We start from the raw sequence: 12,545 nt of genomic DNA, 5'->3' as shown, positions 1-12,545 counted from the left end.
TTTTTAGCGATTTTGCCAACGCTGTTCCTTCACAAAACGTTCAAACCAAGGTTTTTGTTTGAGGGTTTCTGCGATCGCTTGTAATCGTTCCATCCCATCTTTAAATTCACCGCGAGGATGATAATTTTGGGTAGCTTTCAGAGTAGGATCGTCTTGAAAACGTTTTAGAATATTATCAGTTTCTATTTGATCGGATCCTAATTGTGTAACAGCGCCTAAAACGTCTTGTTGATTAACTGGAACAGGTGGTATTTTTGGTAAATTAAATGACTCACCTAAAATACATTGCAAAACAGGAATTGCATAGTCATCAACAATACTTAAAGGTAAAGGCTCAGGTTTGATATTTTTGCGTTCACGTCCAGCTAACCAAGAAATAAAGTCTTGTAACAACCAGGTCTCGGCTTCACTCTGTACTGTTTTGACAATATATTTGAAAGCCTGAATTTGCAGTTGAACTTCCAATTCAACTTCGATTTGAGATTCTTGAATATTTCCCTTGTCTTTATGGCGATCTAATCGAGTCGCCACAGCACTAGGAATAGCATAATTAGCCTTATATTCAGCTACATATTCCAGTCGTTCTAAGGCACAAAGCAAGCGTTCCCAGGTATCATCACAAATTTGCAAGTTAAATTGCAGTTGTGTTTGTGTTTGCTTTTGTGCTGGGTTATTGAGTCTTTGGCTTTGATTTCCTCGTCCAACATTAGGTAATTCAGCCATGATAATTTTCTCCTTTTGTTTCAATACGATAATCAGTTGTTTTTACTGGTTTTAACAGTGGCGACTGCCTGGTGAAAATGGCTAGGTGTGATTTCGCCATGAGTCAGAGACATTCTCAGACATTCTTCACAAACATAAATCACCTCCCCAATAGATAAACCTTCTACGGACTGAGCTAAAACCGGATAACTTACCTCTGAGTCAATGTAATTTTTCAGTTTGGACTTAATTAGCAATTCAAAATCTTGATTGGAAATAGTTGGCATATTAATCAAATGTCCAAACACTGAAGAATCCAGTAAAATTTGCGGTAAATTTTCCAGACTTCTGGCTGTAGCAATGACAAAAACATTCTCATAGAGTCGGTTGCGACGAATCTCATCAACGAGATTTTCCGCAAATAAGAAACTTTCGGTAGTATTTCTTAACTGAGAAGAAAACGCCAAATCAATTTTGTCAATCAAAAGCACTGACGGTGAAGATAATCTGGCTTTACGAAAAATTTCCCCTAATGTTTTGCCCGCTTGACTAGACTCTTGATAAATAAAATCTAAAGCCCTGACAGAAATACACTGAATCCCCAGTTTTTGTGCTAACCCTAAAGCCAAGGATTTTTTCCCCGATTGAGACGAACCTACTAAAATAATCCCTGTGGGGGGTGTCAGCCCCATCGCTTTTAATTTATCTGGATATTTCAGGGGTGTCTCAACTAAGTTGAGCAATCTTTCTTTCAGAGTATCTACTCCCAAGAGTTCATCCCAACTCAAAAGATTAAATTGATGATTGACATCCCTTAAGGTGGTCGGTTGTAGTTCCTTAAATGCGTCATAAAAATCCGCATTAGTAACAACGATTGGTGCAGATTGTTGATAATGACCTTCTGATGAGAGCGCAAAAACTCGCCGTAAGCAACGAATTACAGCTTCTCTCGCTAAAGCGGCTAAATCAGCCCCCACATATCCCGATGTTTTTTTCGCCCAGGATGCTAAATCAACATCGGGGGTAAGATTCATTTGTTTAACATATTTTGAGAGAATATCTAATCGATCCGATTCTGAAGGTAAACCTACTTCGATTTCTCTGTCAAATCTTCCCGGTCGCCGTAAAGCTGGATCGATCGCATTCGGACGATTCGTTGCCGCGATAATAATCACATTACCCCGGTCTGCTAATCCATCCATCATGGAAAGCAATTGACCCACAATCCGCACTTCAAACTCAGCGGTAAAAGAGTCCCTTTTACCAGCAAATGAATCTATTTCATCAAAGAAAATAATACTCGGAGCGTTTTGTTTAGCCTTTTCAAACACCTGCCTAATTTTTTTCTCACCTTCCCCCACGAACTTAGACATTAATTCTGGGCCGTTAACGGTATAAAAATTAGCTTGAATTGCATTGGCTAAAGCCCTAGCTAACATAGTCTTACCATTACCCGGCGGCCCATAGAGCAAAATGCCTCTGGGGGGATGAATACCTAGCTGAGGAAAAATTTCTGGATGTTCTAAAGGTAATTGAATTACCTCCCGCAGCAAGTCAATTTGTTTTTTTAACCCACCGACATCTTCAAAACTAACGTCTGCCTGTCTTGGTTTAACTGAGACTCCATCAAAGGTAATTGTTGTTTTTTCATTACATTTAACAGGTACGTTAGCCGGTTCCGTATTAACAACCCGTAAGCTAATCCAATAAGTTGCCCCAATATCAGAAAAGGGAACCAGAAAGCGGGTGTTTTGCCCTAAAACAACGTCACCCCCGGCAATTCTATTTTTCAGCTTTTGCAGATCATCTTCTGTATGAATTTTGGTGACACTATCTCCAATAACTTGTAACTCAACGCTGGCGGCTGTTTCAATTTCCCTAGATGGCAAAACTCTCATGGTAACTACATCATCAACGTTGACCAAACAGGTATCCATCAACGGTGATTCCAACCCAATATAAGTTGAATCACTTTGAAACTTTTCATTATCCTCATACCAAGCAAAACCGTAAGCTTTATTTTCGCCATTGATAGGGGTAATTTCCACAAAGAAATATTCATTACCACTGGTTTCACGTAGCTGGTTATACATTGATGGAGACATTAACACAATGTTGTTTCCGATGTGTTTGGGGTGGTAAGCAAACACCCGACAGCTATTAACTTGTGTATCTTGTAGTACCATACTTAGTTATTTGCGTAAAAATACGGAACCTGGTTAAATGAATCTGTATATCAAAAAAACTTTTTTGATAATGCCGCTTTGTCTGTCACTACTATGCCAAAGCTTTAAGCATTTAGTCTCTCGGAAAAAATCGGAAAAAATCGGCAGTTTTGTAACAAAATATTAAGCAAAAAATCGGAAAAAATCGGAAAAAATCGGAAAAGTTAGGATCGAGATACGCTATAATGGCTGAAATTCCGATCCGGTATAGGTTTTATGGATGTAAACGAAGTGTTACAATTGGTCGATCGCCTAGTAGTAAAACAAACAAGTAAGCATTTAGATCATGTTCAAAAGGCTATTGTTGAGGGTACATGGGATAGACAAAGTTACGATCAAATCGCCGAAAAATGCCATGTCAGTAAAAATTATGTCGCTGATGTGGGGTCTGAATTATGGCAAGTTTTATCAAAAGCATTAGGTGAAGATATAAAAAAAACTAATTTTATTTCTACGATAGAAAGAATATATATTAATTCATGCAATAATTCTAATATTTATGAGAGTAATAACAGTAATAACAGTAATAATAATTTGTATAATCCACCCACATTAAATCAAGGCAGTCCAACAAACCATCTCCAGGAAAGTGATAGCAATCCTAAATCTAAATCCCCGCTTCTAGATTTAACCCTAGCGCCGCAAGTGATTAATTTTTATAGCAGAGACTCTGACCTGAAAACCCTGGATGATTGGATATTTAATCAAAAGACTCGTTTAGTTGCCGTATTAGGAGTTAGTGGAATTGGCAAAACCACTCTCGTGAAGCGGCTGATTGATCGCACCTTATCTAACTTTGAAATCATCATCTGGAAAAGCTTAAAATACCCCAAATCATTAGAATTACTGACTAAAGATTTATTGCAAGTTTGCCAAGTAGAAGCAAAATCAACCATTGACGATCGCCTAAAACAACTACTGGATCTACTCACGGAGAAAAAATGTTTAATTGTCCTGGATGACGTGCAAAATATCTTTTTGCCGGGGGAATTTGCCGGACAATATCAACCTAAATATCAAGATTATCAAAACTTTTTCAAACTCATCACCGAAATTGAACATCAAAGCACCCTGATTTTAATCAGTCAAGAACAATGTGCCGAAATGGAATGTTGGGATCGGGAATTATATCCGATTAAGTCTTTAGACTTATCCGGTTTAAATGATGTGGAACTGCTGAAAGGTACAGGGTTAAAAAATGAGGAAAGTTGGTTAAACTTAATCAAGTTATATGAAGGAAATCCGGTTTATTTAAAAAATGTGGTGGGTTTAATTAAAAATATTTTTGATGGTCAGGTGGCAGATTTTTTAGGGGAAAATCACTTATTGATTACTCAGGATATGCCTTTGCCGCAATTATTCAACCGATTATCCCCCATAGAAAAGCAAGTTATTTTAGCCTTGAGTAAATTTGACCAACCTGTCACCAGAGAAGATTTAATTCAAGCTTTAGATTTGTCCTCAATGGAATTGATTCAGGGGTTGCAATCTTTGCAAAAACGGTATTTAGTCAGGAAAATTACCGGGGAAAAAGTCCGGTTTAATTTGTCTCCCGTTTTTCGGGAATATGTGAGAAGTTGCGGCGAAGGTAGTCAGCAACGCTAACCTGTTTATTTACCAATTTTTTTCCATCGCGATATCTTCAGGGGTAAGATCAGAAAAATCTATGCCCATCATATCTAAAATATTCAATAATATTTCCGGTTCCATCTCCATGATTTCTGCTGCTTTATCAAGACTAATTAATCGAGAGGCTAAAGCCCCAACGACAAAAATAAATTTTTCCTTTTGTTCTATATCATTAAACAATTGCACTTCAGCAGCAATTTATTTAAAAGTAGTTGTATTTTTCATGGATTGGCCTAAATCATAATTTAATGATTTCGTAATTAAGGCGATCTTAGTTCAGACCCAGACCCATTATACTATACCACATCGTCTTCAAGAGAGTCCTCAAGAGAAAATAAGGAGCGATCGCCCCTATTCCTGACTCAGGTATTCCAGGGGCGATCGGCTTTTATGAAAAATTGGATATTCTCTTTTAATTTATTGTGGTAGAGCGATCGCGTAGCGGCGCGGATGCGCGATCGCGCAATAAATATGTCACCAATTCAGGAACTTGACGGGGATGAACAAACGCCGGTCGAGGATGAATTCCTTGTTCCGTATCGCAATTTAAAACCGGAGCGATCGCCGTTTTAGGAATAGAACCAGCCCCACAAGCTGCCCCCAGTAAACCGCCAACAATACAGGCATTTGTATCCGTATCTCCTCCACCAAATAGGGTTTCTGCGATCGCCTCCACAAAACTACTGCCTTTAATTAAATGTCGGAAAGCATGACTAAAGGCAATTTTCACAAAACCCGCTTGAGGATAATAGAGAACTGGCAAGTTTAAACGGGCTTTTTCTAACCAACCGCGTACCTCCGCATTCGCATAAGAAATCGCCCAACGTTCTGCCCGTTCAAAAGCAGTTTGCCGATCGCCTGGTTCGCGGATTAAAGAAGCGATCGCGATCGTATAACAAGCCACCGCATCACAACAAGTTGGATGAGGATGAGATAACCGACAATCTTCTTGAGCATACTGGGCTAATTCTGCATCATCTAATCGATATCCCCAAATCCCCAAAGGGGCAATTCTCATCAAACTGCCATTCGCTTTTGACTCCATACAAAACTTAGCTGCTGCCTGACTCATTCCCGCTGCATAACCTTGTTTTTGGCAAATTTCTCGCCAGGTAGGACTTTGAGCAAAACAGCCCAAAGACCGATAAGTGGTTAAACCCATATCAAAGGGCTCAGACTCGATCCATTTCGCATAACTGCGGGCAATATTTTCTCGGTCAAAAGTCGGACTAAGGCACAAAGCCCGCGCTAAACAAATCGCTAATTCCGTATCATCTGTAACTTGTCCTGGGGTGAGGTTCCAAATACCACCGCCACACATTCTCATCGCCCGATCAACTTCTTCTGGGGTCGCTGACCGATTGATAAATTCCAACACTCCACCGGCAGCATCCCCAACCACCGCGCCGAGGAAACAACCTAACGCCGCATCCTCGGTATTTTGGGCTGATTCTGAGATAGTTTTTTCCGGCGCTTTCGCCGTTAAATCCTGGGATAATGGCGGCTGAACTTCCGGGGTTTTTTCTGATAATTTAGAGGGTTTTGCTGCTAGAAGTTGAGCCGTCTTGACTAACACATTCATCGACGGATTTGGGATCGTCGAATCCCACCAAACTTTTCGCGCCATTTTTAACAACTCAAAGACCCGCCCATCATCATTTTCTTTAGTCCGACCGGATAAATTAGCGATCCACCGTTGCGGCAGTCGATCTTTCCCGTGTAAAGCCCCAACTGCTGCCCCAACAATTGCCGCTACCGTATCATTATCAACAGTATCATTCACCGCTCTCACAATCGCTTCTTCTGGATTATCCCCATGTTTCATTAAAATATAAATAACCGTGGGAACAGTTTCCAGGAGATAAGCCCCAGAATACCATTGATTACAAGCATCAATCACCGAAAGATTTTGCCGATAAGCCTCGCGGACTTGTTCATCCAAGAACTGCCAAATAGACCCCTGATAATTCAGAAAAGCGCCGCCCCGGAAACAATAACTACTGTCAATTTCCAAATCACGAGCAATTTCTATATAAGTATTCAACCACCACTCAGGTTTAGGCGGGGTTTTCATCGTTAAAAGCTGCCAAAGCATATAGATAAACGATAAGCAAGCCGCAATGGATCCAGAGTCATTGTGAGTTAACATCGCTGACAATGCCGTATCCACCCAAAGGTCAGATTTACCGAATTTTAAATGGGGAATTAGCATCGGGGCAATCCGCATTAAAGCCCCATTGCCAGCGGACTTAATCCCACATTCAAACCAAGGTTGATGACATTGGTAATTAATCAGAAATTTTCTCACCGTAGAACCGATGCCAAAGATGCGATTTTGGTTAAATCGTTCTGCGAGGTTTTCTGGATTAAATCCCCCATCAGCGATCGCTTGTTCCAAAGTCCAGAAAGCCATTTGGGTATCATCTGATGGTATACCAATACACTGATTATTCGCATATTTGTTAGGCAAATAATCGCGAATTTCCCAATAATGATTATTTGGTTTCTGCAAGGGTTGGTTAGCATAGTCCCGAATATTTCTCTGATGAGACTTATCAATTTGTTGTTGGGTGCGTTGAAAGGAACCGGAAATCGTGTGGCGATATCGGGGCAGCATTCCTTCTGTGGTCACACCCAAAGCATCGCCGATCGCCAACCCTAACATCATCCCTTCAACTCGGTCAAAGTCAAAAAAAGATGGAGGCATGGGAGATAAATCTAGGTGAAATATTTTGCTTCGTTTAATGTCAATTTGACCCGTTTGGAATAGGTAATCTAATATTTCACGTTTATTGTTCATAGTCTTTGGTTACTTGGTTATTTATGATTTTTTCGAGATTTCTCTGGGAGTGAGTAAAGTTAGCTTAGTGGCAATGGGCAGATGTTCTGAACCCACAGGTTTTAACACATGGCTAGAATGAGATTGCCAATGGGGAGAATACCAAATATAATCTATGCGGAATAAAGGAACCGTTAATTTCCAGTTGGTGACTTTAATTAAATCACTTAATGGCCAACCGTGCGGCCAGGTAAATCCAAAGCTAAAACCAGAGATGTTAAAAGCATCTTTCAGTCCGCTGGCTACTAAGGAATAGTCTTGAGATTGGTCGGTAAAATTAAAGTCTCCGGCTGCAATTACCGGCAGAGTTTCTGTTTCGATGCGTTGGATAAAATCTTGGATTTGGGCGGTGCGATCGCCATATTGATAAACCGGAATATTCAGCCCCGGCCAAATCTTCTGAGGACGAATCCAAGGGGCGGTGGTTTGCATATTATATAACACCACAGGTTGTTGGTTTATGTTCAAAATCACCCGTTGCTGAAATTCTTTATGATTAGCTAAGTTAATTTTTTCTTTAGTCTCAATAGGATAGCGACTAAATATCGCTAAGTGAGGTGAAAAAAAATTATAGGGATAGGATGATTGGATATAGGGAAATAATTTTTTAGTATTTTCGGAAACGGTTTCTTGTAAACAAATAATATCAGGTATTTCCCGGTAAATTAATTCACCTAAAGCCTCTTTTGTGGTATGATACCAAGTGGCGTTGAGGGATAAAACTTTAATCCTCAGTGCATCATAGCTATTTGACTTGAATTGGGCTGATTCTGGGGAAAAATAATGATGATGCAGCCAACCAATTAATATTAGGCAAGCAATGGATGAGCCAATAGAAAACCATTTTTGTTTGCGGGGGATAAATCCCACTAATGGCAGGAGGAATATGGGCAAGAATAGCCAAGGAATTAAGCTACTCAGGAAAGCGACAATCCAAAGGCGATCCCAAAATAAACCTCTCAGGATAAAATAGGCAATCAGCAAGCCACAATAGCTATAACCTAACAGTTGCGCGATCGCCTTTAATCCTCGCAGCACATATCGTTTCATACAAACTTCCTTTCTGGCCATATTGACAAATAAATCGGCCATAATAACTTATATATCTAACTATCTATCCAACAAAAAAGCCCAAATCATAAAACCACTAGATATCATCATTAGTCCAGCAATTTGCCGAATTTTTTGGGCTAAATTTGGTAGAAATTATTCCTATCTCTGCTCTATCCCTGTCTCAGTGATGTGATATTTCATATCGCTGAAGCAGGGATGATTTAGTTAAGTATTTTTGCTCACCTTCTAGATTAACAATTTGAGCGCGGGTGGGGATGATCCGCGTCACCTGTGAAAGGCGATCGCGATCGCGGAGTTTTGGTTTTCTGGGTTTCTGTGTCTTTTATTCTTTTGTTTTCGTCGATTTTTATTTAGTTCGACGCGGGATTCTAAAACAAAAAAAAGACACGGCGAAAGCCCGTGTCTTTTCTTAGGCGAAAACTAATTGCTACTTGGCCATAGCCAGTTCGCGTTCTTTAGTTTCCTTAATCACTTGCTCCGCAATATTATTAGGACAAGGAGCATAGTGAGAAAATTCCATCGAGAACTGACCGCGACCGGAAGTCATCGTCCGTAAGTCCCCGATATAACCAAACATTTCACTCAAAGGAATATCCGCTTTGACGCGAACACCCATGAGGGATTTAGTCTGAGACTTAATGATGCCCCGACGCCGGTTCAAATCCCCAATCACGTCGCCCATATTATCTTCGGGAGTAAATACGTCCACATTCATAATGGGCTCAAGCAACTGTGGGCCTGCTTTGGGAATCGATTGACGATAGCCAGCTTTCGCCGCAATTTCAAAGGCGATCGCCGAGGAGTCAACTGGGTGATATCCACCATCAGTCAAACTGACTTTGAGATCCACACAGGGGAACCCAGCCAAGACACCTTTATCAATGCTTTGTTTAAATCCTTTTTCCACAGCAGGCCAATATTCTCTGGGAACACTGCCACCTGTGACTTTGGACTCAAACTGGAAGCCGCTGCCCGGTTCACCCGGTTCAATCACATAATCAATTCTGCCGAACTGACCGGAACCGCCGGACTGTTTCTTGTGGGTGTAGCTATCTTGAATCATCTTAGTAATGGATTCACGATAAGCCACTTGAGGCTTACCAACTTCCACCTCAACCCCATAAGTCCGCTTCAGGATATCAACCTTAATATCCAGGTGCAGTTCTCCCATTCCTTTAATAATGGTTTCACCGCTGTCTTGATCCGTTTCCACATGGAATGAGGGGTCTTCTTGCACCAGTCTGGTCAGTGCCGCGATCATTTTTTCATCCCCACCTTTTTGCTTGGGTTTAACGGCGATGGAGATCACCGGATCAGGGAAAACCATTGGTTCTAAGGTAGCGGGATCTTTGGGATCGCAAAGGGTATGACCTGTCTGCACATTCTTCATGCCGACGATCGCCACAATATCCCCAGCTTGGGCTGATTCAATTTCTTCGCGGTCATTGGCGTGCATTTCCACCAACCGTCCGATCCGCTCAGTCTTGCCGGTGGCAGTATTCAGCACAGTCATGCCCTTGCTTAACGTACCGGAATAGATCCGAGTAAAGGTTAAGGCGCCATAGCGATCGTCCATGATTTTGAAAGCCAAAGCCCGCAATGGTTTGTCTGGATCGACGATCGCGAATTTTCCGGTTTCGTGACCTTCCAAATCCATTTCTGGTTGTGGCTTCACTTCATTGGGAGCAGGCAAATAGTCAACCACAGCATCGAGCACCAACTGCACCCCTTTATTTTTAAAAGAAGAGCCGCAATAGGTGGGGAAAAAGGCCATGTCGTGAGTGCCTTTACGGATACATGACTTAATTTCTTCGATGGATAATTCTTCTCCTTCGAGATATTTTTCCATCAGGGCATCGTCTTGCTCAACCGCTTTTTCAATCAACTGTTCGCGGTAAGCTTCCACATCATCCACCATATCCGCTGGCACATCTTCGATGGTGTAGTTCATCGGATCGCCAGAATCATCCCAAATCCAAGCTTTCCGAGTCAGCAGATCCACAACCCCTTTAAATTCAGTTTCAACACCAATGGGGAGTACCATCACTAACGGTGTAGCCTTCAGAATATCTTTAACCTGTTTGACTACATTGAAGAAGTCAGCCCCGGTACGATCTAGCTTATTGACATAAATAATCCGAGCAACTTTAGAATCATTAGCATAGCGCCAGTTCGTTTCGGACTGAGGTTCCACACCACCAGAGCCGCAGAACACACCAATCCCACCATCAAGCACTTTCAGCGAGCGATACACTTCAATGGTGAAATCAACGTGACCTGGAGTATCAATAACATTCAGTTGATGATCCTTCCAGAAGCAACTGGTGGCAGCAGACTGAATGGTAATTCCCCGCTCTTGCTCCTGTTCCATAAAGTCTGTGGTAGCAGCACCTTCATGCACCTCACCAATTTTGTGAATTTTTCCAGTGAGTTTCAGGATGCGTTCAGTTGTCGTGGTCTTGCCAGCATCAACGTGGGCAAAAATGCCGATATTTCGGTAACGAGCGAGGTCTTTCTTCATAATTTAAACTAGGTGTTACAACCCATAAGGGTTATCTCTCAAGTGGGCTTCAGAGACGATCAGTGTGGCTGTTGTCACCAGCACTGATAGGAATTCATAGAAAATACTTTAGAGGTGACAATTCTTCTAAAGATTTTCATATCAATTATTAAACAATTATAAATTATTGTATCAAAATTTCTGCATCTCCTAAAGATATTTTATTTTATCACCGACTCAATGATGTGGGGGAGCGGGGGGAGCGGGGGGAGCTTCTGGTGCGGGGGAGCTTCTGGTGCGGGGGAGTGGGGGAGCTTCTGGTGCTGGGGGGCTGGGGGGCTGGGGCGCAAGCATTGCGCCCCTACATCACCAAAAGCTCCTCATCACCAAAAGCTTCTCCCGAACCTCATCCCCTCCGCTCCTCCGCTCCCCTGCGGCAAAAGCCCCTATGGGCTCATTGGCTTGATGCCAATGATGGTGCGATGACGTGGATCCGTGGCGACGGTGGTTTTGTAGTCAAAGCCGACTTTTTGCAGGGCAGCTTCTACATCAAAGGTGTAATAGTCATCACTCCAAGGTTCGGTGCTTTTCATCAAGACAAATAGGGCTGGAGGTAAGTTTTGAATGACTGGCGATCGCGGATTATTATCGACAATGCCCAAACAGCCACCCGGTCGCAAAATTCGCAATACTTCCCGGAAAATTTCCTCAGTCGCATGACCGGGCAGTTCATGCAAAACAAATTGGAGTGTCACCACATCAAAGGAATTATCGCCAAACGGGGTTTTTTCCGCTAGACCATGTATCCATTCGGCAATTTCTCCCTGAGAATCCTGGATTTTTGCCACGGACAACATATAAGGAGATAAATCTAACCCCACTGTTCTAATTTTCTGGTTTTGTTGTTGGCAAAAATAACGGTGCAGGGGCAAAGTAGACATTCCAACGGAACAACCAATATCTAAGACATCTTGGACATGGTTGGGGCTATATTGTCCCAAAACCTGGTGGAAACTAGAGCGTAATCGTTCTTGGGCTGTTTGCCAAGAGATATTTTCTTCTGGCCAAACTCGCAAAGCCATTGACTGGGTAGCGGAAGTCGCCTCAAAAGCCGCTTGCCAGCAGAGGTTGCCTCGATCGTAAGCATGAAATGGCACCTGGTAATAGTCGGGATAGCTAATCTCTGGATTGGTGATTTGCTCTAAAAGTGCCTTAGTCTCTGAGTTATCTAGCTTTTGGCAATTTTCTCGCCAGGGAATACCCTTTTTCTCCGCTGTTTTAATGAGTACCTGTCTGGCTTGCTGTTTCATCAGACCGTAAATGGGTTTAATTTGAATCAGGAGATTGACAAACCGAGAGAGTAAATCTTCACCAGCCCAGTCTGGCTTGACTTTTGCTTCCATAGATATAAAGTGATGAATTGATATAGATTTTTGATTATTGCACAAAATTTTTCGCGATCGCCTAAATGATGCAGAGGAGCTTCTTGTGCGGGGGTGCTGGCCTTTCGGCCATTCCACAGGCTCAGGGGTCAGGGTAAGAGGCGCTTCTTGTGCGGGGGTGCCGGTTAAAATAA

General features: G+C 42.1%; 8 protein-coding genes. 1 reads left to right on the top strand and 7 read right to left on the bottom strand.

Going from position 1 to position 12,545, the window contains the following annotated elements; translation table 11 throughout:
* Positions 1-3: 3 nt before the first annotated feature.
* Both AM228_RS04155 and AM228_RS04150 read right to left on the bottom strand, forming a co-directional pair.
* A complete protein-coding gene (locus AM228_RS04155; RefSeq protein WP_054464840.1) occupies positions 4-723 on the bottom strand; it encodes a hypothetical protein in 720 nt (239 codons plus the stop codon).
* A 32-nt stretch (positions 724-755) separates the two neighbouring features.
* A complete protein-coding gene (locus AM228_RS04150) occupies positions 756-2,888 on the bottom strand; it encodes an AAA family ATPase (protein ID WP_082348738.1) in 2,133 nt (710 codons plus the stop codon).
* Positions 2,889-3,143: 255 nt separating this feature from the next.
* On the opposite strand from AM228_RS04150, the gene AM228_RS04145 reads away from it, so the two are divergent.
* Positions 3,144-4,532: an NB-ARC domain-containing protein gene (locus AM228_RS04145; protein WP_054464838.1), complete on the top strand. Its 1,389-nt coding sequence runs from the start codon at positions 3,144-3,146 to the stop codon at positions 4,530-4,532.
* Positions 4,533-4,541: 9 nt separating this feature from the next.
* Here the strand turns inward: AM228_RS04145 and AM228_RS04140 are convergent, their stop codons facing one another.
* The 5 genes from AM228_RS04140 to AM228_RS04120 form a co-directional block, all read right to left on the bottom strand.
* Positions 4,542-4,742, bottom strand: coding sequence for a hypothetical protein (locus AM228_RS04140; protein WP_231636598.1), 201 nt, complete (start codon positions 4,740-4,742; stop codon positions 4,542-4,544).
* A 226-nt stretch (positions 4,743-4,968) separates the two neighbouring features.
* Complete coding sequence (locus tag AM228_RS33965; protein ID WP_072160642.1) at positions 4,969-7,356, bottom strand: ADP-ribosylglycohydrolase family protein; 2,388 nt, start codon at positions 7,354-7,356, stop codon at positions 4,969-4,971.
* Positions 7,357-7,377: 21 nt separating this feature from the next.
* Positions 7,378-8,487 (bottom strand): endonuclease/exonuclease/phosphatase family protein, encoded by a 1,110-nt coding sequence (locus tag AM228_RS04130; protein ID WP_231636596.1) that lies wholly within the window; start codon positions 8,485-8,487, stop codon positions 7,378-7,380.
* A gap of 409 nt (positions 8,488-8,896) precedes the next feature.
* Positions 8,897-10,990, bottom strand: coding sequence for an elongation factor G (fusA, locus tag AM228_RS04125; RefSeq protein WP_054464837.1), 2,094 nt, complete (start codon positions 10,988-10,990; stop codon positions 8,897-8,899).
* Between the two features lie 425 nt (positions 10,991-11,415).
* The gene (locus AM228_RS04120) at positions 11,416-12,372 is read right to left on the bottom strand and encodes a class I SAM-dependent methyltransferase (protein WP_054464836.1); all 957 of its coding nucleotides are present in this window, start codon (positions 12,370-12,372) and stop codon (positions 11,416-11,418) included.
* Between the last annotated feature and the right edge of the window lie 173 nt (positions 12,373-12,545).

The organism is Planktothricoides sp. SR001 (assembly GCF_001276715.1).
GTDB lineage: Bacteria > Cyanobacteriota > Cyanobacteriia > Cyanobacteriales > Laspinemataceae > Planktothricoides > Planktothricoides raciborskii.
The sequence above is the reverse complement of the archived record's forward strand: the minus strand, read 5'-3'. Positions and strand labels throughout refer to the sequence as shown.

Excerpts from the sequence above, each read along its gene's own strand:
- AM228_RS04150 (WP_082348738.1), bottom strand. The coding sequence starts at position 2,888 with ATGGTACTACAAGATACACAAGTTAATAGCTGTCGGGTGTTTGCTTAC.
- AM228_RS04120 (WP_054464836.1), bottom strand. The coding sequence starts at position 12,372 with ATGGAAGCAAAAGTCAAGCCAGACTGGGCTGGTGAAGATTTACTCTCT.
- AM228_RS04145 (WP_054464838.1), top strand. The coding sequence starts at position 3,144 with ATGGATGTAAACGAAGTGTTACAATTGGTCGATCGCCTAGTAGTAAAA.
- fusA (WP_054464837.1), bottom strand. The coding sequence starts at position 10,990 with ATGAAGAAAGACCTCGCTCGTTACCGAAATATCGGCATTTTTGCCCAC.
- AM228_RS33965 (WP_072160642.1), bottom strand. The coding sequence starts at position 7,356 with ATGAACAATAAACGTGAAATATTAGATTACCTATTCCAAACGGGTCAA.
- AM228_RS04130 (WP_231636596.1), bottom strand. The coding sequence starts at position 8,487 with ATGGCCGATTTATTTGTCAATATGGCCAGAAAGGAAGTTTGTATGAAA.
- AM228_RS04155 (WP_054464840.1), bottom strand. The coding sequence starts at position 723 with ATGGCTGAATTACCTAATGTTGGACGAGGAAATCAAAGCCAAAGACTC.